This window comes from Nocardia sp. PLKS1-43, assembly GCF_059510335.1.
In genome coordinates, this window is the sequence record NZ_JCAJZQ010000001.1 from 891,747 (window position 1) to 912,151 (window position 20,405).

At 65.6% G+C, this 20,405-nt stretch carries 20 protein-coding genes and 3 pseudogenes; 10 read left to right on the forward strand and 13 right to left on the reverse strand.

All coding sequences use genetic code 11. The features are described 5' to 3' along the window. Positions 1–7: 7 nt before the first annotated feature. On the reverse strand, positions 8–601 hold the full coding sequence (locus tag AC5WS7_RS04270; protein WP_495952989.1) for a TetR/AcrR family transcriptional regulator: 594 nt from the start codon (positions 599–601) through the stop codon (positions 8–10). 990 nt (positions 602–1,591) lie between these two features. Next, entirely contained in the window at positions 1,592–2,098 is a 507-nt protein-coding gene (locus tag AC5WS7_RS04275) for a MarR family transcriptional regulator (protein ID WP_495953739.1), read from the reverse strand. 448 nt (positions 2,099–2,546) lie between these two features. Between AC5WS7_RS04275 and AC5WS7_RS04280 the strand changes: the two genes are divergently transcribed. From AC5WS7_RS04280 to AC5WS7_RS04295, 4 genes are all read left to right on the forward strand, one after another. Beyond that, positions 2,547–4,433 carry a chloride channel protein gene (locus tag AC5WS7_RS04280; protein WP_495952990.1) on the forward strand — a complete coding sequence of 629 codons (1,887 nt, stop codon included), beginning with the start codon at positions 2,547–2,549 and terminating at the stop codon, positions 4,431–4,433. A gap of 800 nt (positions 4,434–5,233) precedes the next feature. After that, positions 5,234–6,244: an SMI1/KNR4 family protein gene (locus tag AC5WS7_RS04285; protein ID WP_495952991.1), complete on the forward strand. Its 1,011-nt coding sequence runs from the start codon at positions 5,234–5,236 to the stop codon at positions 6,242–6,244. A gap of 189 nt (positions 6,245–6,433) precedes the next feature. Next, entirely contained in the window at positions 6,434–6,628 is a 195-nt protein-coding gene (locus tag AC5WS7_RS04290; protein ID WP_495952992.1) for a hypothetical protein, read from the forward strand. A 319-nt stretch (positions 6,629–6,947) separates the two neighbouring features. Further along, the gene (locus AC5WS7_RS04295; RefSeq protein ID WP_495952993.1) at positions 6,948–7,232 is read left to right on the forward strand and encodes an NAD(P)H-dependent oxidoreductase; all 285 of its coding nucleotides are present in this window, start codon (positions 6,948–6,950) and stop codon (positions 7,230–7,232) included. A 280-nt stretch (positions 7,233–7,512) separates the two neighbouring features. On the opposite strand, the gene AC5WS7_RS04300 is transcribed toward AC5WS7_RS04295, so the two are convergent. Continuing rightward, complete coding sequence (locus tag AC5WS7_RS04300; protein ID WP_495952994.1) at positions 7,513–8,460, reverse strand: TIGR03564 family F420-dependent LLM class oxidoreductase; 948 nt, start codon at positions 8,458–8,460, stop codon at positions 7,513–7,515. 62 nt (positions 8,461–8,522) lie between these two features. On the opposite strand from AC5WS7_RS04300, the gene AC5WS7_RS04305 reads away from it, so the two are divergent. The 3 genes from AC5WS7_RS04305 to AC5WS7_RS04315 all read left to right on the forward strand — a co-directional run bounded on the left by AC5WS7_RS04305 (position 8,523) and on the right by AC5WS7_RS04315 (position 10,137). Then, entirely contained in the window at positions 8,523–9,155 is a 633-nt protein-coding gene (locus AC5WS7_RS04305; RefSeq protein WP_495952995.1) for a TetR/AcrR family transcriptional regulator, read from the forward strand. Positions 9,156–9,413: 258 nt separating this feature from the next. Further along, on the forward strand, positions 9,414–9,773 hold the full coding sequence (locus AC5WS7_RS04310; RefSeq protein ID WP_495953790.1) for a hypothetical protein: 360 nt from the start codon (positions 9,414–9,416) through the stop codon (positions 9,771–9,773). Next, entirely contained in the window at positions 9,688–10,137 is a 450-nt protein-coding gene (locus tag AC5WS7_RS04315) for a DDE-type integrase/transposase/recombinase (RefSeq protein WP_495953740.1), read from the forward strand. The genes AC5WS7_RS04310 and AC5WS7_RS04315 overlap by 86 nt, the downstream gene beginning before the upstream one ends. A 250-nt stretch (positions 10,138–10,387) precedes the next feature. On the opposite strand, the pseudogene AC5WS7_RS04320 reads toward AC5WS7_RS04315, so the two are convergent. The 4 genes and pseudogenes from AC5WS7_RS04320 to AC5WS7_RS04335 all read right to left on the reverse strand — a co-directional run. Beyond that, a pseudogene (locus AC5WS7_RS04320) lies at positions 10,388–10,588 on the reverse strand (hypothetical protein); the annotation flags it as partial. Further along, positions 10,503–10,733: a hypothetical protein gene (locus AC5WS7_RS04325; RefSeq protein ID WP_495953791.1), complete on the reverse strand. Its 231-nt coding sequence runs from the start codon at positions 10,731–10,733 to the stop codon at positions 10,503–10,505. The pseudogene AC5WS7_RS04320 and the gene AC5WS7_RS04325, both read right to left, overlap by 86 nt. 32 nt (positions 10,734–10,765) lie before the next feature. Further along, positions 10,766–10,936: pseudogene (locus AC5WS7_RS04330) on the reverse strand (IS3 family transposase); the annotation flags it as partial. Positions 10,937–10,972: 36 nt separating this feature from the next. Then, on the reverse strand, positions 10,973–11,371 hold the full coding sequence (locus tag AC5WS7_RS04335) for a hypothetical protein (RefSeq protein ID WP_495953741.1): 399 nt from the start codon (positions 11,369–11,371) through the stop codon (positions 10,973–10,975). Between AC5WS7_RS04335 and AC5WS7_RS04340 the strand changes: the two genes are divergently transcribed. Next, complete coding sequence (locus AC5WS7_RS04340) at positions 11,370–11,597, forward strand: hypothetical protein (RefSeq protein WP_495952996.1); 228 nt, start codon at positions 11,370–11,372, stop codon at positions 11,595–11,597. The two genes, AC5WS7_RS04335 and AC5WS7_RS04340, sit on opposite strands and share 2 nt — an antisense overlap. Before the next feature lie 24 nt (positions 11,598–11,621). Here AC5WS7_RS04340 and AC5WS7_RS04345 read toward each other — a convergent pair whose 3' ends face one another. The 5 genes and pseudogenes from AC5WS7_RS04345 to AC5WS7_RS04365 all read right to left on the reverse strand — a co-directional run bounded on the left by AC5WS7_RS04345 (position 11,622) and on the right by AC5WS7_RS04365 (position 17,780). Continuing rightward, entirely contained in the window at positions 11,622–12,458 is an 837-nt protein-coding gene (locus AC5WS7_RS04345) for an MFS transporter (protein WP_495953742.1), read from the reverse strand. Further along, positions 12,434–13,174, reverse strand: a pseudogene (locus AC5WS7_RS04350) (ATP-binding protein); the annotation flags it as partial. The pseudogene AC5WS7_RS04350 and the gene AC5WS7_RS04345, both read right to left, overlap by 25 nt. After that, on the reverse strand, positions 13,171–14,718 hold the full coding sequence (istA, locus tag AC5WS7_RS04355) for an IS21 family transposase (RefSeq protein WP_495952997.1): 1,548 nt from the start codon (positions 14,716–14,718) through the stop codon (positions 13,171–13,173). The pseudogene AC5WS7_RS04350 and the gene istA, both read right to left, overlap by 4 nt. A 141-nt stretch (positions 14,719–14,859) precedes the next feature. After that, entirely contained in the window at positions 14,860–16,512 is a 1,653-nt protein-coding gene (locus tag AC5WS7_RS04360; RefSeq protein ID WP_495952998.1) for an ISL3 family transposase, read from the reverse strand. A 557-nt stretch (positions 16,513–17,069) separates the two neighbouring features. Then, a complete protein-coding gene (locus AC5WS7_RS04365) occupies positions 17,070–17,780 on the reverse strand; it encodes a TetR family transcriptional regulator (RefSeq protein ID WP_495952999.1) in 711 nt (236 codons plus the stop codon). Positions 17,781–17,871: 91 nt separating this feature from the next. Here AC5WS7_RS04365 and AC5WS7_RS04370 point away from each other — a divergent pair, with 91 nt between their 5' ends. After that, on the forward strand, positions 17,872–18,357 hold the full coding sequence (locus AC5WS7_RS04370; RefSeq protein WP_495953000.1) for an SRPBCC family protein: 486 nt from the start codon (positions 17,872–17,874) through the stop codon (positions 18,355–18,357). A 456-nt stretch (positions 18,358–18,813) separates the two neighbouring features. Further along, positions 18,814–19,155: a LysE family translocator gene (locus tag AC5WS7_RS04375; protein ID WP_495953743.1), complete on the forward strand. Its 342-nt coding sequence runs from the start codon at positions 18,814–18,816 to the stop codon at positions 19,153–19,155. Between the two features lie 314 nt (positions 19,156–19,469). Here the strand turns inward: AC5WS7_RS04375 and AC5WS7_RS04380 are convergent, their stop codons facing one another. After that, positions 19,470–20,327: a TIGR03619 family F420-dependent LLM class oxidoreductase gene (locus tag AC5WS7_RS04380; RefSeq protein ID WP_495953001.1), complete on the reverse strand. Its 858-nt coding sequence runs from the start codon at positions 20,325–20,327 to the stop codon at positions 19,470–19,472. Between the last annotated feature and the right edge of the window lie 78 nt (positions 20,328–20,405).

Here is a 20,405-nt window from a genome sequence, read left to right on the forward strand (position 1 = left end):
CGCTCGATCATCGCTGCGTACCTGCGCTTGCGCTGTCGTCGCCCATACCGGTCAGTCGGCGCAGTGGTCCCTCGAGGCCGATTTCGCCGAGCCGGGGATCGATGAGCCGATGCAGTATCAGCCCGTCCAACATCGCCACCAGCACCATGGCCGTCGCCTCCGGATCAGCCACCGTCCTCCCGGCCCGCAGCCACGCCGACACCGCCTGCCGGAATTCCCCCAGCACCTCCCGCAGACCGCGCTGCAACCGCTCGTACCGCGTTGCCGCCAAAAGCATTTCGCTGAACACACGAGTGTCGGCATCCGCGGTGCTGTAGGCGCCCGCAGCGGCCAGCAGGGAGTCCAATCCTGCCGGACCGGCCGAGCTCAGCGCGTCGCCGAGCACGCCTTCGCCCAGTTGCCGGGCAAGGCGCAGCGAGGCATCGATGAGCAGGTCGTTCACCGAGCTGAAGTGATAATGCACCAGGCCAGGCCGTAGCTCCGCGCGTTCGGCCACCAGACGGGTGGTCACCGCACCCCAGCCTCGCTCGGCGATCAACTCCAGCGCCGCGTCCATCAGCCGAGCACGCGTGTCACGACCCTGCTCCGCAGAGGTCACCATGCCGTCACTCCTCGAAACCCATCGCCTTGGTCAATCACCTTGGGCGTATGACCAACGATACTCGGAAAAGTGCTCTATGCAATAGTTGTCATCACCATCAATTTCAGGCTGGATGTCAGTAGCAGTCCTCACCTTGCCCGGGACCAGTAGCCCCGGTAACTCGCTGCAGCGGTAACCCCGAGCCGATGGCCGGGGCCACCCACCGGACATCGGTAACTATCAGTCCGATCGGTTCGGCTGTGGCCTGGCTGCGCGAGATAGTTGTGGGCGCCTTGACCGGTCATGGCGACCGAACTCAGCCGCACGGCGAGTCCGTGCTCGGCCCTGTCCCAGCAGCGGCTCTGCGGCAGCGCGGGCCGGTGTCGTACCGGCGACATCGAGCCGATTCGTCGTCGCGCCGGATCTCCACGGCGGCACTCCGACAGAAGATCGGATCGGCCGACTCGGTGCCGCTCATCAGATGGATCCGGGCGATCTGGCGAGGGTGAACACCGCGCTCCGGCGGGACCGAGATTCTGGCAGAGTACGCCGCCGACGCCGATTCAGACGCTCGACGCAACTGGTGATACTCCCAATCAATGCGGTATCTGCGCAGGTAGACGGCTTCTCGCAGTGATGCAGGGCGAACACCGCCACTCGGCCCTCGCGCAGCCCGTACAGGCCGAGCTGGCGGTTCGCGGTGTCGGTGAGGCAATACCGGCCCGCTGTTCGCTTCGCACACCCGACCCGGCGACGCCGGAGAATGCTTGCGTCGCAGGCTCTTTCGCGCTGCCCGTCGGCTCAGGAGGCTATTACGACCAGGTGGCGCAGGTGGTGATGCCGCACGGCAATAGCGGTCATTCGGTGCCGGCGCGGGCGCGAGTAGCTGCCTCTTCGGCCCTGGATTCCTGGGGTGCGTAATCGGTTCGGACCTGGTGATCACCTACGCCCGGATGCCGAACGCCAGTCGGGCTCCGACGGTCACTCACAACGGGGTGGCCCCGAAATGTCTCAGAGCTGGTACCCGTCGATATCGGAGACGGGGTGCGTTTCGCCCCCGGCGGCGCTGAACGCGGTCAGCGCACGCACCATGCCCGAGCGGTCCTGGTCTGGCATGCGGGCTACCAGCGCGGCGATCTCTTCGCGGCGGCGAGTAGTCACCGCGGCCACGATCTCATGTCCGCGCGGGGTCAGCTCGATGATCAGCTCGCGGCGCGATTCCGGATTGTGTCTGCGGTCGATCAGAGCGGCGGCTACCAGACGATCGACCATGCGGGTGGCCGTCGACGGCTGCACGTTGAGTGCCTCGGCCAGCGCGGCGATCTTGGACGGGCCATGGGTGGACAGAATCACCAGCGTGCGGAACTGCGCGATGGTGAGCGTTTCATCGACATGGGCGATGGACCGCGCCGAGAGCGCCACCAGCAATCGCGAGGCCGTGAGCAGGGCATCGGTGAGCTCATCCACCGACTCCTGCGCCACCTGCTGACGACCCCGTCCCGCCACGAGTACCTCCATCACCGAAACCCGCCGTTCCCTCATCCTGCCGCTTGTACCCATCGACGTGAAGTCGCATCGCCGAGCCCATGCGACACAGGGCGATTCACCGCACGCTACTGGGCCGGCCGAGAACCGGCGCAATCGGCTGATCGGGATGGGCGTCGCCGTCACCGGCGCGACCGCGCGCTGCTGGATGACAGCTTCTGCTGCGTGAGCCCGCGCGGGTGACTGCGTCCATCGTCATATCGCCCGCGCGGGCGCGGTTCGCCTGATGCTCTGGTCCGTCCGAATACTGGCCCCAGCCGTGATCCGGTGCCTCCTCACCGTGGGTTCTCGACTTGTTCCCGGGCAGAGCTGGGATTTCACCACGAAGCCCGGCGTTAGTCGCATACCTCGCCACCACCGCGAATCACGCACCCACTACAATTGTTGCGTACTGCATGTTTTAGGTGGTGAGGGTTCCCGTATGACAGCGACACAGGCCGGAACGGCGAAAACCGGGGAGGCCGTGTCCGGTAGGCGGTGGTCGTTGCCGGTTCCGGCGCGGGCTTCGCTGGGGGAGTGGGTTCGGGCCAGCCGCGGCGGGATCGTGTTGCTGGCGGTGATCATCGGTGCCGGGTCCGGTCTCGGGGCGATCGTGTTCCGTTGGCTGATTACGACTTTCACCCAGATCCTGTCCGGGCATGCGGACTACTCGGCGGCGGGCCGGGTCGCCAACCCGCATCTGCCCGCGCTGGGGATCTGGTTCGTGATCCTGGCTCCGGTGGTGGCCGGGGCGATCTACGGGCCGCTGGTCACCAAGTTCGCGCCCGAGGCGCGCGGACACGGCGTACCGGAGGTGATGTACGCGGTCGCCGCGCGAGGCGGCCGCATTCCGCCGCAGGTGACGGTGGTCAAGGCGCTGGCTTCGGCGCTGTGCATTGGCGGGGGCGGTTCGGTGGGCCGGGAGGGACCGATCGTGCAGATCGGGTCGGCGTGGGGTTCGAGTCTGGGCCGGATCGCCCGGGTGCCGGAGAACCGGCTGCGCATCCTGGTCGCGTGTGGTGCGGCCGGTGGTATCGCGGCGACGTTCAACGCACCGATCGCGGGACCGTTCTTCGCGATGGAGCTGATCCTGCGGGACTTCGCGGCCGAATCGTTCGGCGCGGTGGTGCTCTCGTCGGTGACCGCCAGCGTGATCGGCCGAGCCGCGTTCGGGGACAACCCTTTTCTGGATCTGCCCGCCTTCGGTCTGAAGTCGGGGTGGGAGTATCTGATCTTCGCGGTGCTGGGCATCGCGGTCGGCGCGGTGGGGGTCGCGTTCACGCACATCCTGTACTGGATCGAGGACGCGTGCGACTGGGCGTGGCGCGGACCGGAATGGCTGCGCCCCGCCGTGGGTGGGGTGCTGCTGGGTGGGCTGCTGCTGGTCCTGCCGCAGATGTACGGGGTCGGATATCCGGTGCTGGCGCACGCGATCGACGGCAAATACGTCGTGTGGATGCTGCTGATCCTGATGGCGGGGAAGATCGTCGCGACCAGCCTGACCATCGGGATCGGCGGCTCGGGCGGAGTGTTCGCGCCCTCGCTGTTCATCGGCGCGATGGCCGGTACCGCGTTCGGAGTTGTTGTGCACCAGCTGTTCCCGGCCGCGACTGCCGCTCCTGGCATGTACGGGCTGATCGGTATGGGTGCCGCGTTCGCGGGCGCGACCCGCGCGGCGATCACCGCGGTGGTCATCTTGTTCGAGCTCACCGGTGAGTACAGCATCATCCTGCCGCTGATGCTGGCCATCGTCGCGGCGGCACTCACCTCACGGGTGCTGTCGAAGGAGACGATCTACACGTTGAAACTGACGCGTCGGGGAGTGGATCTCGATGCGGCGCATCATGGTTCGTCTTCTCGTCTCGAGAAATCCACCGTCGCGTCGGTGATGGAGCTGATGCCCGAGCCGATCACGGCGGACACGCCGATCGAGCAGGCCGGGCGGGCGGTGTGGTTGTCGGCCAACGGGGTTCTGCCGGTGATCGGCGCCGACGAGCACTACCACGGCTGTATCACTGCGCAATCGGTCGCCGAGGCCCTGTCGGACCCCGCCTCCGACCGTGCCGCTGTCGGCGACCTCGCGGTCATCCCGCCGAAGATCACCGAAACCGCTTCTCTCGCAGACGCGCTCGATGCCCTCGGTACCGCGACGACCACCGGCATCCCCGTCCTGGACACCACCGGCCACACCGTCGTCGGCTGGCTGACCCACCGCGCCGTCCTCACAGCTATCGCCAACCCCGGCCCCGACGTGACCGCGGCCAGCACCTATGCGATCAACGCGAGCGCGCTCGCCGGAATGGCCACGACTTCCACTGGACGTGGATAACCCCGCAGCTGCTTGTCACACTGATCATTGACGACGATCTCGGCGTATCGCCGGTACATCGCAGCCGGAAGGGAGAGCATGGACCAGTCGGAACTCGCGGACTTCATCCGGAGCCGTCGCGAGGCCCTCCAGTCCGAGGACGTCGGCTTGCAGCCGAGGCCCAAATCTCTGGCGGGGGAGTCGATCTCGAAGACCCGTCGGCAACGACGCCGAGGATCCAGCGCAGGGGAACGCGACCGGTGGAATAGCTCGTCCGGCCTTCTAGTTGTAGGGGCTATCGGCGTCCGGAGAGCCCGGGTCGCACCCCATTCGTCGCTTCGAGTGACCACTCGCCGCGAGGGGCGGGGCAGTTCACCTGCGCGACCGTGGTTGGTGCCATGTCCCGGGGATGGCCCGCGGTGAACCGGCCGAGCCTTGCCTTGCTGGGAATTTTCTGCCACGCGCTCTGATCCCGCCATTGGCCCTTTCTGGCGTTTTCGGTTCGCACCTCAGCTCAGGCACGGAGGATCCGCGACCAGCTGGCCGGCCCGCAGCCGTGGGGGAGCCGCCGAACGCGCGCGAGCCGCGCCGCCGCCGACCGCCAGTTGGCGACAATCCAGCCCAGCGGCCTCGACTCCGTAGGACGGAGTACAGGCGGGACCCCTTGCATGTTCTCACTACTGGAGAGCATGGCCGCCTCGTCGAGCGGTAGGCATAGCGGATGAACGTTCGGCACTGCGAGGGGTAGGCGTGCCTCCCAGATGGCGATGGGAGCGTTGTCGACGCGATGGTGGCGCAACAAATGCGGAAGGAACTCGAGGATGCACGGATCGGTTGCCCGGCTGAAGGCGATCATGGCGCCGTCACCGCTGCCTGCAGCGGTGCCGCCGCCGTGGGACGACATCGAATCGGCCTGTGGACTCCGGCTGCCGTCGGACTATCGGGATTTCATCGATAACTACGGCAATGGCAGGATCGGCGATCTGTATGTGCTGTATCCGGTGTCGCGCCGGACCAATGGTCAGGTTCGTCTCACGTCGCTGATCGATAATGCGCAGGACCTGATCGCTAACGACGCGTTCTACGAGGACGACGAGGACGGCAATCCGCTGTTCGGCTATCCGGAGCCGGGAGGTCTGCTCCAGTGGGGCGGTAGTACCAACGGCGACATGTTCTTCTGGGTCACCGAGGGTGCGGATCCCGATGGTTGGACGGTGCTCGCGCATCTGCACGGCCCCGCGATTTGGACCAGGTACGACGGCACCATGGCCGACTTCCTGACCGGATTCGTGACCGGTGAATACCGTTATGCCCGTTCGGTACTGGACCCACTCGGCGTGCGGTGGACGATGATCGGTGATTGGACGCATCGCTACGGCGGGCCGCCGCGCGCGTCCCTCCATGGTGGCGACGGTCGGGCCGGTGTGCAGCTGAGCGCGGGTTCACCGCTGCCGTGGGACCGTGTCAGCATCTCGGGTGGTGACCAGGACGTCTTCGGGCGGACCGGCGACGTTGTTCCGCTGATCGCCGTTGACGGTGTGACGGTCCGGCTCGGCGGCGGCGGTCTCGCGCCCGGCATCGCCTATCGGCTGTTCGCGTGGGCACGGACGGACGAGGACGCCGAGGCCGATCTGCTCGAAATAGAGTGTGACGGAGCGGTTGTGGCACGCGGAGAACTGTCGGACTCACCAGGGTCGCGCATGGTGGAGACCCAGATTCTCGTCGCCGCGAATGCGCCGGATGCGGTGGTTCGGATCCGGGTTCGCAGCGGGAAGCCTGCGGTGACGTTACCGAGCTTCTACCTGAACATCAATGGGACACTGGGGAATTGACCGGCATCAGGCGTCCGCAGGGCCGGCATGTGGGTCCAGTGGGATGGGGCTTTCCTCGTCTGGATCGGCCATACCACAGCGAACCGCTCCCGGAGCGGGTTTGCCTGCAGCTGCGCGCCGGGCGCGGGCAGTATGACGTGATCGTCGGCTTCTGCCCGACTGCCGGTCGCTGGATCGAGGATTCGGCACGTGGCGCGCCCGCCTCACGCAGGCGGGCGGGCTTTGGGCCGCCTGGCCGAAGAAGTCCAGCGGGTTACCGATCTCAGCGATACCGTCGTGCGCGAATTCGGCTTGGCCGCAGGGCTCGTCGACAACAAGACGTGCGCCATCGATGAGACGTGGTCGGGTCTGCGCTTCGTGGTCCGTCTGGCGGATCGGCACTGAATCACTGGGACTCTCGAACAGCGTCCCGGCAGGCCGGGGCAGGCGCAGACCGAGGTTCGGATGGTCGGGTTTTATTGCGGCAATGTGTGGGGCGGATCTCCCGAGCGCACAATGGTTGATATGTCAGTGGGTGGCGGGGACACCACCCCAGCAGCGGCGTTGCCTTGTCACCACGGCGTGCGGTGGCGATCATTGCCCAGGTGGCTGGTGCGCTGCAGGCGGCTCACGATGCCGGGTTGGCGCACCGTGATGTCAAGCCTTCCAACACACCTGCCGCGCACCACTCCGGCAGCTGTGCGGACTCGAGGTCCGGTGTCCGGTGAATACTCTGTCCTCCAAGCACTCGACATCGATCGGCCTTCGCCTGATGTCGCAGGACCCGCCACCGGATTGTCCGGTTGCCCGCCTCGGGGTGACAGCTGGCTTTCACAGTTGGCACCCGGTTGACCTCGGCGGCGCCCCGGGAATCCGCTTACCGTTCTGCGCCCCCGAATACGCGGACATGATCCCCGGCAGCCTGAAGAGCCTGCTCGAATGGACGATCGATCGTGCCGATCTCAGCGACAAGCCGGTCGCCTACGAGGGCTGCGGAGAGTCCTGCTGATCGAGGCGGTGACACGTCGGCGTGTGGTCGGTGGCGTCGTAGGCAGAACGTCATGGGGACTGTACCGAGGACGACCGAGGCTTTGCACCGGCAGCTCGCCGAGGTCGACGCAGTAAGTAGCGCCAGAGGAGCAAGCGACACTCCTCTCGGCCGAAGCTCCCCAGTTGGAGCAGGATGCTGCGGGGGTACACGCCACAACCTCCGCAGTCGGGCCCATGTTCATGGCATTGCCCGTCACAGGTGTCGAGTATCGACGACACCAGCCCGGGTCAGCTCGCCGTCAGGTGCGGCTGGTTCTGCTCAATTCGCCGAGTAATGCCCAGGTTCGCTCCTCGTCGCGTGGCGACCCTATCGCGGTCAGCGCGAAGATCAGCTCGTCGGCGCCGGCCCGCGTGTAGCGGGCTACCGCGTCGGCCAGGGTCTGTTCGTCGCCGATGACGGCCAATTCCACTGGATCGGATACCTTCTCACGGCCCAGCAACGCACGGTAGGTCGGCATCCGGCCGTATCTGTCCATCTGCTGCGCAGCGCGATCGCGTGCGCCGGCGACGTCAGCGGTGACCACGCCGCCCACCATGCCGATCACACGGGGCATCGGCCGACCGGCTGCCGCGGCGTGTCGGGCAAGTGTGGGGATCGTGAAGTCGGCCAGGGTGTTGGGACCGGTGAGTAGCGGGAGGGCACCGTCGGCGAGTTCGGCTGCGACCTGCAGGGTCAGCGGGCCAGAAGTGGCCAGCAGCACGGGCACCGGTGAGTGGAGCGTCGGCATCATGCTGCGTGTCGGCGATTTGGCCACCAGTGTCTCGCCGGTGTGGTCGACTGCGCCTGTGTGGAGCAGATCGTGTAGGGCGGCGAGGTATTCGCGGAGGTAGCGGATGCGTGGGTGGGTGTTGCCGTAGCCGGCGGCGATCTCCGGCAGCGACAAGCCGAGGCCGAGTTCGAAGCGACCGTTGCTGGCCGCCTGCGTTGTTTGCGCTTGTATGGCCAGTGCGTTGGGGTGGCGTGGGTGGATCGGGACGACCGCCGTCCCGATCGTGATGTCCGGTAGCTCGCGCCCGATCAGCGCCGCAACCGCGAGTGCGTCGTAGTCGAACCGCTGGGTCAGCCAGATCGCGGGCACGCCGAGCCCGGCCAGTTTGCGGGCCTGGTCGAGCAGGTAATCAACGGGATTCACACCCGGGGTGAGCTGGCTGTAGTAGTCGGTTGGCAGGGCAACGCCGATTCGCATACCACCAAAGTACACCAAGTTTACATATATACTCGGTTTATATTTCGGTTAGACTACCTGACATGACCCCTGAACCGGGCCTGCGTGAGCGCAAGAGGCAGCACACTCACGCAGCTATCTCCGACGCCGCTCTCCGGCTGTTTCTCGCTGACGGGTTCGACGCGGTGTCGGTTGTGGACATCGCAGCCGCCGCGGAGGTGTCAAAGCGCACGCTGTTCAAATACTTTCCCTCGAAGGAGGACCTCGTCGTACACCGGTTCGCCGACCATGTCGATGAGGCTGCCCGCGTGGTACGAAATCGGGCACACGGGCAGACGCCCCTGGCTGCCCTGCGAGCCGCCTTCCGCGCCGGCCTGGACAATCATGAACCCAGCACCGGCCTGTGCGACGCCCCCGAGGTGCTGGCCTGCTATCGACTGGTGCTGAGTACCCCAGCGCTGACCGCTCGCCTCGCCCATTTCCTCACCAGCGGAGAGGTTGCACTCGCCCAGACACTCGGGCCATCAAAGGAGTTGGACCCGCGGCTGGCGGCCAGCGCGATCATCGCGGTGCAACGCAACCTCAGCGAGGCCAACTGGCACGCACTGGTCAACGGCCAGAGCGCATCCCAGCGGCATCCGGTAGCAGTCGCCGAGGCAGAACGCGCCTTCGACCTGCTTGCCAGGGGCATCGGAGATTGGTTCCCAGTTGCTTGACGCAGCCCTGCCTACGCCGCAACCGTCCGACTGACCAGCAAATTGCGATCCCCCTCTTGTCGTGGAGGCCGGATCATAGAGGAAAGGCTTGATGGCCCGTGACCGGCGAGCCCGCGATGAGGGCGCTGGTGTTTGGTTGAGTGAGTCCGAGTGTCAGGAGTTGCTGTGGCTGCGCGGTGAGAATGCCGAGCCGGCTCCAGAGCGCGATGTTTTGGGGCGATCGGTAGTTCTGTGGGTGAAGGAGGCGACCCGGTTAGCGTGGCCGTGCCCATCGCCCCCACAGGACCGATCACGGTGTGCCGCGCTGTTTCCTGCTGGGCCGCTGAACGTGTCGGAGTCCTGTTCTGCAAGTGGAACGACCGGCCCGTGACACCGCGCCAGCAGCGCTGTAACCGGGTGGCCGGGGAGATCGAGCGGATCTTCGTGGATTCGGGTCGCACCTTTGGCAGCCCGCGGATCGGCTATGAGTTGCGCGGCCGGCTGGCGCGTGTCGGACGACACTATCGCGAGGTTCATGGCCGGAAACGGTTGGATGGCAAGGGAGCCACCGAGGCGCAGGAGCCTGCCCCGGCAAGGGAAACGGCCCGGGGCACGCGATCTGGTGCGGCGGCCAGTTGACCTCGGTCGCCCCGGACGTGTTGTGGTCGGCGACGTCACCGGAATTTCCACGATCGAGGGGAAACTGTATTCGGCAACGGTGGAGGACCGGTTCTCCGGCCGGCTGCTCGGCTACGCCACCAGCTCCCACGATGATGCCGAATTGTCTTGCGCGGCACCGCGAATGGCCGCTGTCACGCGCGGCGGGGTCGACGCCGTGGATGGGGTGAAATTCCATTCCGATCGCGGCAGCAGCAATACACCGCTGCCGCCCTCGGCGCGGTATGCCGGGCGTTCGGGGTGGTGCAGTCCATGGGCTGGGTCGGTGAGGTTCTCCCCGCTGAGCCGGAGAGTGGATTATCTGGTTCCGGCTGGAACTCTTTGATGGTAGCTGGCCTCGTACTCGTCCGGTGATCGCCAATCCAGTTTCTTCTGGATGCGTTGGGTGTTGTACCAGCCATCAATGTAGAGAACAGGGCGTTCTCCGCGTCTTCCCTTGTGCGCCAAGAGTTTCGATAGACCAGCTCGGTCTTCAGCATGGAGAAGAAATTCTCCATGAGCGCATTGTCGTAGCTGTCGCCAACCGACCCCATCGATTGGGCAATTCCGTTGTCGGCCAATCGGTTCGCGAAGCGTATCGCCGTGTAGGTCGAGCCGCGGTCGGAATGATGCACCAGCTGCCCGTCGCGCACCCACACCGCGTACTCGAGCGCGCCGAGCACCAGCTCGGTGTCGCAGCGGTCCGAGCATTTACAGCCCACGATCGGAGTTGGAAAACGCATCGCGGACCGCCGCCAGCCAGAACACGCCCTCACCGGTCTGGATCCGCGTCGCATCCGCCACCCACAACCGGTCCGGAATGTCGGCGGTGAAGTCGCGGTGGACCAGATCCGGTGCCGGCGTAGCGCGGCGATCCTGCCGTGTCGAGGGGATGCGCCATTTCTTGCGCAGGAACGCGCCCTGCAGTCCCGCCTGCCGCATCGCCGCTCGACTCGCTTGCGGCCGACAGCGATACCGCGGCGGCGCAGCATCGCATGCACTCGCGGGGATCGGTAAGTGCCACCGGAACTGGTGTGGATGTCGACGATCTCGGCCAGCAAGTGTTCATCGGCCGGTCGCCGCTGCGACGGGCTCTTCGCTTGGGCCAGCCAGCCATAGAATGTCGACGACGCGATGCCCAGCACCCGCAACGAGCTCGACCGAGTGCTGCGGGTGATCTTTCACGAACCGCACAAGCACCTCCGGGTCTGGCCGAGCTCGGACGCGAAATACGCACTCGCATCACGTAATACGGCATTCACGCGCAGTGGGGTTGGGTGCGTGGCACGACCGTGAGCTGAGATTGAGGCAGATGTGGGCGGGGCAGGTGACGGCGCAGCTGATGGTGTCGGCGACGGCGTCGGCGGTGAGCAGGGTCCCGCTATCTGCTGCGCTGATCGTGCGCTGGCGGAGTTTGGGGTGGGTGGCGTGGTCGAACAGTTCGGTAGCGACGCCGCCGGGCGCTCGACGTCGGTGACGCGCACGCCGGTCGGTGCGAGTTCGCTGCAGAGCGCGCGGAAGAGGTAGCTGACCGTGGCTTTCGTGGCGCTGTAGACGGCGAATGCAGGACATCTCGGTATGCACCCGCTGCTGGAGGCTGGACTTGTCGCGACGGTGAACTCGGACGACCCGGCCTATTTCGGCAGCTACGTGCAGGAGAATCTGGAAGTAGCCGCGGCAGCGCTGGAGCCGACCGATGATCAGATCTTCACGCTCGCCCGCAGCTTTTTCGAGGCGGCTTTCCCGGACGAGGCGACCACACCGGCCTACCTCGCCGAACTCGCCGCCTACCGCGCCGTTGCGTAGGTCGTCGGTCGAGACGAGACCACATCAGCGCCGCACTCTCCACCGCGTCGAACGCCGCCATCGGGGCGGCGCGACCTGGTCGCCTGCACCGACGCTACCCGGCGACGTCGCCCTACCAGACACGGATTTCGCGCTGGCATCAGACTTGGTCGGGCTTCGGTCGTGCGGCGAGCGAAGTTGCCAGGCGAGGACGAGTGTGAACACGATTCCCGCCGCGATGAGAAAAACGGCCATTCCGATACCCGCGGCCTGCGCAGCTCGAAGGTCCTCGCCGGAGGTTTGGCGGACTCCGATGTTCGCGACCAGAACCAGCACCGCGAGCCCAGTGGCGGCCCCGATGCCGGAGCCGGTTGATGCGATTGCGGACGCGACGCCCTGCTCGTCGCTGGATACCCCGGTCGCGGCGGCAATGAAGACCCCCGTGAACACCACGCCATCACCGATGCTGACCGCTATCAGGCCGGGTACGAGCGTGGCGTAGGAGCTTTCACGTGTCAGTGCCAGAGCCAGACCGATCGCGCCGATAGCCCCGATTGCCAGGGCGGCAAGCAATGTGCGGCTGAGCCCGAACCTGGTTATTACCCTGCCTGCCAATGAGGACCCCACGACGACCACTGTGGTAGGAAGCAGAAAACCGACACCGGTTTCGAGGGCGTTGTAGCCGCGAACATCCTGAAAGTAGAGGGATAGAAAGTACAGCAACGAGCCGAATGTAGCCATGAACATGAAGGCGATCGCAGTGGCGACAAGCAGGGGTCGATTGCGCACCAGCCGGTAAGGCACCAGAGGATCGCTGCTCCACTTTTCGATGATCGCGAATGCAACGAAAAGCAGGAAACCAGCCGCGAAAGCGCCGATGATCCATGGTGACGTCCACCTTGGGCCAGGAGCGGGTCGGCCATCATGGTCAGGATCTCGGGAGGTTCGCGGTTGCTGGTGATCACGGTGGAGGCTTTGCGGTGGCGTTCGACGATCAACTCGTAGAAATCGTTGGTCTCGACCGCTTCGAGCCGGTGCAAGGCCAGGTCGTCGAGGATCAGCAGGTCGACGCGGTGCAGTTTGCGCATCTCGTCTTCGTAGCTGCCGTCCAGACGCGCGCCGCGCAGCCGTTTGAACAGTTTGTCGACACGTTCGGTGTGAACGGTATGGTGGCGGCGGACCGCGATGTGTCCTAATGCGTTGGCCAGGAACGTCTTTCCGACCCCGACCGGACCCATAATCAATACGTTGTAGGCGTCGGCGAGGAACCGCAGCGAACACAGCTCAGCCCAGAGTTCGCGGTCGAAGGTCACCGCAGTCGAATCGTCCCATGCGGCCAGGTGCATCTGCGGGTCCAGGTGGGCGGTCGTGGCGCGGCGTTGCTCGGATTGCCGGTCGCGGCGGGTGACCTCGTCGGCGAACAGCATTTCCAGGAAGTCGTGGTGCGGCAACCGATTCGACCGCGCGAGGGCCAGGCGTTCGGGCAGGGTGTCCAGGAGCTGGCCGAGCTTGAGCCTGCGCATCAGCGATTTCAGCTCCGGGGTGACCTCGATCGGTTTGACCGCCGGGGCCGCTGCGGGACGGCGGGTGGTGCTCATGAGGGCCTCCTGACAGAGAAGTCGGTGGTGGAACGGACGAACCGGGACGGTGCCGGTGGCGGCAGCAGGGTCAGTTGCTGGCCGGTGGTGCCGCGGGTGAGCATGCGGTCGATGACCCCGACATCGATGACCTCCGCGTCCAGGGCGCGGCGGCAGGCGTCATCGAGGGCGTCGGCGCCGTGGCGGCGCACCAGCCCGAGCAGCCGATAGACCTGCCGCATCTTGGTCCAGGGCAGCGGATGCTCGAGCACCGCCGCCGCGTAGGCGCCGACATGAGCGCCGTGGTCTAATGCTTTGCGTTGCAACGTATTCAAATCCCGCATCGCATAGGCGGTGAGCTCGCTGGGCAGGTCCGCCGGATCGGTCTGCCGACGACCGGGCCCAACCTTGGGGTGGACTTTGATCAGCTCACCACGGAAGTAGAGCTTGACGGTCTGCGAATCGACGCGGGCGCTGAGCCGCTGCCCGACCAGATCACCGGGGATACTGTAGAGAGCCCGGGAGATCTGAACATGCCGGTCCGGCGCAACTTTCGGATTCACCCAGGTCGGGACGTCGAATACGGTGTCGGACAACGGTGTGAGCTTCGGATGCTCGTCGGTGGCGAACACTTCGGCCGGGCGTAGCCGCGTGGTGCCGTGGATGCGCATTCCCGCGGTCTCACGGCACCACCGCTGCGCGCGTTTCCGGCAGTCCTGAAGGTCCCGGAATTGTTCTCCGGCAAAGAAATTCGACCGTGCATAAGGAACGCAGCGTTCGACGCGCGGCTTGTCCTGCGGGCTGCGGACCCTGGCCGGATCCACCACGAACCCACGAAACTCGGCATATTCGCGAAACGAATCGTTCAACCTCGGATCGGTCGCGTTCGCGCGATCCACGATCGCCTTCATATTGTCCGGAATCGCGACAGCGAACACGCCGTCGAAGAACACCCAGGCGGCTTCGAACCCGGCGATGACGTCGTTGAGCGTTTCCCGGTAGGTCGGGAACACGAACATGTGCCGCGAATACACCGCGGTGAAGATCAGCCCCTTCACCACCCGCCGACGGCCCTCGACATCGGTCAGCAGCCCGAGCCGGCCGAAGTCGACCTGCACTTCCGCGCCGGGTTCGCAGTCGGCCACCCGCACGGTCGTGCGCCGCTTGCCGAACCCCAATTCGGTTGTGGCGTAACGGTTCAACGTCCGATACGACACTGTCACGCCACGGCGGGCGAGCAGAATGTGGATCTTGGTCAGGGTCAGGCCCTGATCCAGCCACTCCTTGATCTGCTCGGACTGACCCGCGAGTGTCTCCCATACATCGCTCTTGCCGTTCGGCCGCGACCGGCGAACCCCGGCGATCACCGCCGCCAGCAACTCGTCGGTCAACTGCTCCACGCCCTCGTCGCGGTCCACGCCACACGACTGGGCTCGCTCGACATACCGGCGCACGGTCTTGCGGTCGGTGCCCGACAGGCGGGCCACCTCCCGCAACCCGCGACCCTGCAGCCACAGCCGCAGCATCTCCCTGATCTCGATCACCGAAACCTCCCGGTAGCTCATCTGGCCAATACAGCGGCCGAGCGACCGGAAACCCCCGTGCCACGCCGGATGGTCCCATAACTGGCAAAACCGCTAGTCAGGTGGTCCCATCAGTGGCAAACAGGGTGGTCCCATACTCGGGTTCTGGCGCGGGAAGCGTGATCATTTCACCGGGAGGTCCTGGCCGACGGTGGCGTGGCTGAGAAGTAGGCGCTTGCGCAGCAGATCCAGTTTGGCCCGGCCGAAGCACTGGCGCTTTTGGTGCTTGAGTTTATTAACTGTGCCTTCAACAGGACCATTGCTCCACGGGAGAGTGAGTCCGGCGGTGACTGCGGCGAAGTCGTGTTGAAGCCCGGTGACGAACGAGTGCAGCGCGGGCAGGTTGTCGGCGCGAACCTGTGCCATCCATTCGGGAAGACGGTCACCGCGTAGGTCGCGCATCATGACGGCGAACGCGCCGACGTGGCGGCGGGTGGCCCCGAGTTCCGGGCAGCTGGCCAGAATTCCCGTGAGCTGCTGTGCGTCTTCGCTGGCCAGCGTGTCCGGGTCCCGCATGATCCACGCGGTCACAGCCCGGATCTTCGGCGCGGCGGAGGGGACCGCGGCTGCCCGTGTTCTCCTCCGGCCGGCGCGGTAGGGCTGTAGGTAGCGGTAGACGGTGCGCTGGCTGCCCCGATAACCGAGCCCACGAAGCTCCTGGGTGAGGACCGCGACGTCGGTGCATCCCGCGTTCCAGCTCGTGAGCAGGTGGGGAACGAAATCGTCCAGCAACGCAGCCCGGGAGGTGGCAGCGGCGATCACGTCTTCCGCGTCGGCCGCGGTGGCGAATCGCCGGGCCGTTTTCCGGTCAATTCCGAGCTCTTTCGCGATCGTGCGCAGGCCCATGCCCTGGCTGCGCAACTCCTGCACCGCCTGGTAACGCTCGACGGTGCGGGCCCGCAACTGCCCGAACCGATCGCCGGTCTCGGATGCTTGTACCTGCGGAACCGAATCGGCGTCGAGGCAGGCTGATCGGGTTGGTCGAAGCTGGGTTCGGGAAACTATTGTTGCAGTGCATGCTTCGCGCACGCACTCACGGTGTGCGATGACGGTTTTCTCCACCGCTTGGCCCAGGTTGTGCCACAGATGCCAGCGATCGGCACATTGAATGGCCTGCGGCGCACCGCGTCTGGCTCCCTGGGCATAGGCGCCGGCGCGGTCCCGGGTGATAACTTCGATTCCTGGGTGCGCCGACAGCCACGCTGCCAAGGTGTCGGCCTCCCGATCGTCGAGGATGTCGATCGGGCGGTGCGTGGCCATGTCCAGCAACACGGTTCCGTACCTGCGGCCGCGTCTGATGGCGAAATCGTCAACACCCAGGACTTTTACAGCGCCGACTGGCGGATCGGGTACTCCACGGACCAGTCGCAGCAGGGTGTCGCGGCTGGCAGACAATCCGAGCCGCCGCGCCAAGCGTGCACCAGCGCGTCCGGCCAGGGCCAGCCCGATCGTGGTCAGCATCGAGGTCAGCTGAGTGGTCCGGCGTGACCGTTTGGTGGTGAGACCATCCACTTGTTCGGCGAAAGTCTTTGCTGCACAATCGGTATTCCCGCAGAAGAAACGCCGCACGACCAGCGACAGCACCATCGTCCGCCCGGCAACCGCAGCATCGGCCAACCGACGCCGGTAACGGGAATGCACACGCCCGGATACCGTTCCACATCCAGGGCACCGGGCCATCGACGTGGCAACCACAGCCTCCACTACCACCCCGTCGGCGTCACTCCGGACATCGCCGATCGCCACAGAGTCCAAGTGTGGCAACAACTTTCGCACAAGATCACCAGCGCACGCGTGCCACTATTACCACCGGCGGCGGTCGGACAGCAACACGCCGACCGGCGCCGTCACGCTTCGTGCGCCAGAACCCATACTCGATGGCAAAACGGCTCCGAAGTGGTCCCTTGCCCCTGGCAGCCGACAGCGGCGAGGTCATTTGCTCACGAAGCAGTTCTCGGTAACTAGGTCGTGTCTCCGACAGGGTGCTGGTTCGTTTGTCTGGATTCCAGGTCGGTGATGTTGCGCGCGATCATGTTTCGTGTCGCGCGTACTCCGGCCGCCCGCGGGCCATCTCGTCCCGGTTCGGGTGCGCACGTACCGGCGGATCCGGATTGCCCTACGCCAGCGGCCCGACCAGCGGTGCGTGCGCTCGAGACCTGCGGCACACGCTCATCGGCTACTCAGGACTGGCGGTGGGGCTTGATCCCGGCCAGAATCAGTCAATTATCGGATGGTACGAAATGTGATACACAGCCGGGGGTCGGAGGGGTGGCGTGGCGTGCAATGCTCACATCGAACAGGCCTTGTGCCTGCCGAAGTGGCGACGGTGGGCGCTATGCGGTATCCGGTCGCGGTGGGTGGTTTGCTCGTCGAGGCGACCGATCCCATGCGCCGACACCGTTTTCCAGCAGTCGGGCGGCGCGGTGAAGGTCTGCGATGACCGCCTCGCAGATGAGTTCGGGCGGGTGGTCCTGAGCGAGGTGTCGGTGCAGGCTGTCGGCTTGCACCCGCCACAGACCCAGTAGCGCATGCGCGGCGATCTGTGGTTCTGGATCGCCGGAGGACAAGCCGGCCCGAGCAGCGAGCGTGGCCGCGGCGGCCTCGGCGAAGCGGCCCATCATGTCGCTCTGGTAGGCGCGCAGCGCAGGGGTGCTGTGTAACAGGTCGCTGAATCGTCGGACCCGGACGGCATCTTCGGGCCGACCGGACATCAGAGTGGCCGTGATGGCGCGTGTTTGGCGCTCGAGGATCCGCACAAGTGTTGCGACCGGGGGGGTTGCGGAGTTGGCCAGTCCGTCGCGGATCGAATCGACCGCGGACTCGAGCCGGTCCAGGATCAAAGCTTCCTTGCTCGGGAAGTAGTTGAACACCGTCTTCTCCGACACCCCGCACGCGGCGGCCACCTCGGACACTGTGACGGCATCGAATCCCCGCGTCAGGAACATCCGGGTGGCGGTATCCGACAGTCGCTCGCGCATCAACCGTTTCTTGCGCTGCCGCACACCCTCCATCGGGACCGCCTCAGCGGCATTCCGCCCAGCCATGAGCCCACATTAGTTCAGTCACTGAAAGTTCCTGTTACTATTTTACAGTCACAGAAAAAATTTGATCATTTCTGCTGTTCAGGAGCATCTGATGAGCGACATCCGCATCGTTCGCGACTACCCCTACACGCCGATTCAGGTCTGGCGGGCGGTCACCGACCCGGACCTGGTCCCGCTGTGGACCGCGACGGGCCGGGGCGGTCGTCCCGTGGGCTTTCGGCCCGAACCGGGCGCCCGGTTCCAGTTCATTGGTAAGCCGACCCCGGGCTGGAACGGCGTCGTCGATTGCGAGGTTCTCGACATCGACCCACCGCATTTGTTCCGCTACACCTGGACCAGCGGCGAGGACGGCCGGCTCACCACGGTGACCTACCGCCTGCAGCCCACGGCCGACGGCACCCGTTTCACCTACGACCACACCGGATACACCGGTGTCGGTGGCTTCCTGTTGTCCACACTGCTGGGGAGGGTCCGCCGCACGATGCTTGCCACCGGCCTGCCCGCCGTGCTCGCCGACCTCGACCCTGACGGACACCTGAAACCCGACAGCACACTGCGGCCGACAGCGCTGTCCTGACCCGGATCTCAACCGGCCTGCACCCTGGTGTGGAGCTGTTCGAGATGGCGATAGCAACCGTTATTCATCGCGGGTTCGCATCCGGTCTCAGATCGCGATCTAACGTTGGTATGCCGACCGCTGTGACGGCGACCGGGTGTCCGTCGAGCGTGGTGCAGGCCACCGCCCAACCGAGCCGGTGTGCCCGGTGAGGACGGCGTGTTCGGCGCCATGAGCCCGGCTTTGCGGAGCTGGCTCGAGGTGGTGGCTGACCGTCGGTTCGGACAGCACGACCACGGCAGGCCGGGTCGCCGCCGTTCTCCTCGTCTCAGGGGCTGGCCAGCAGCAGGGACCACTACGCGGAAAGCGTCTTGAATTGCCGCCCTGGCCGTCGACGTCAACTCGTGCTGTTATCGAATCTGGGGCCCGCACAAGGCAACCGATGAAGGACGCGATGTCGAGCACCGCCATTTCGACCTGGACACTTGTTGCCATGCTGGGTGTGGTGACCCCGGGAATCGACACCATGTTGTGCTGCGGCACACGTTGCTCGCCGACCGTCGGGCTGGAGCGTTCACCGTCGTTGGTATCACCCTCGGATACCTGGTCTGGGCCACCGCTGGCCTTGCCGGGCTCGCCGCGCTGCTCGCGGCTTCGAATACCGCCTACAACACGGTCCGCATCGCGGGAGCGATCTACTTGATCTGGCTGGGAAGCGTCGCTGTCTGGAAATCGTTGCCCCGGTATCGATCTCATACTTCGACTCTTGACCATAAGGTTAACCGCTGCTCCCATCCGGAGCATCAGCGCTCTCCTTAGCAGGCTGATGACCAACCTGCTCAACCCGAAGGTCGGGTTGTTCTACATCAGCATCTTGCCCCAGTTCCTGCCCAGGGGCACAGCGACAATAGGGACAATAGGGACAATAGGATCTGGTTCTCTGTACTGATCTCGGTGGCCACCAAAGCCCGCGGCATCTTGCTCCGCGATCGCATCCGTGCTTGGCTCGACCGGGTCACGGCCGGTGTGCTCATCGGTGCCGGGCTGAAGCTGGCCTCCGAAGTCCGCTGATCAAGCCCTTCTCGAAGTTGATCGTCGCGGCTTGGTTCACCGAGTCGAACTTCGTGCTGGCCTCACTGTCGGATGACATCGTGGTTCCTTGCGGTGTTGATGATTTCGGCCAGGTCGCGCCAGGCCCGGTTCGGGGTCGGGGTCTGCTGTGGATCGTCGTCATCGTAGGTATCCAGGATGACGGCTTCCGCGCCCAAATCCTTCAGTGCCCGCAGGGTTTCCAGCGTGTGCGGCACATTGCCGCGGACCTTGATCCGGGGCGCGAGGCCAGGGGTCGGCCGCCCCTTGTCGGCGGCCAGCCTGGCCAGTTGCGGCAGGGTTTCGCGCAGCCAGTCGACCGACCGGTCCAGCGGGTGCCAGGCGTCGCCGAAATCGATGGTCCGGCTCAGCGCGGCCGGACTGTTGCCACCCACCCAGATCGGCGGCGTCGACCGCGGCGCTGTATGCACGCCGGAGAAACTCGCGAACTTACCGTCATGCGCGGCGATGTCATTGGCCAGATGGGTGCGGATGGCAGCGAGATAGTCGTCGGTGATCGCTCCCCGCTGGGCGTGCGAGATGCCCAGCGCCTCGAACTCCTGCTCGGCCCAGCCGGAACCGACCCCGAACACGAACCGCCCGCCGGAGAGCTGGTCGAGGTTGCCGACCATCCGTGCGGTCACCAGCGGATGCCGGTACGGGATGATCAGCACGGTTGTGCCCAACGTGATCCGGGTGGTCGCCGCGGCGAGCCAGGAGAGCAAGGTGAACGGCTCGTAGAACGGGGCCGGATACTGCGCGGCCACGTCGTCGGTGACCGCGACATGGTCGGAGGTCAGTAAGAGGTCATAGCCGAGGCCCTCCACGGTCCGCGCCCAGCGCAGGAGCAGATCGGGGTCGGTGCCGGGACCGTTGTTGGGCAGGTAGACACCTAACTTCATCGCATTCTCCCTGGTCAGTGCCGGTGCAGATCCAGGAGGAAGCGTATTTCGGAATGCGGCGGAGCAGAAGAGAGATTG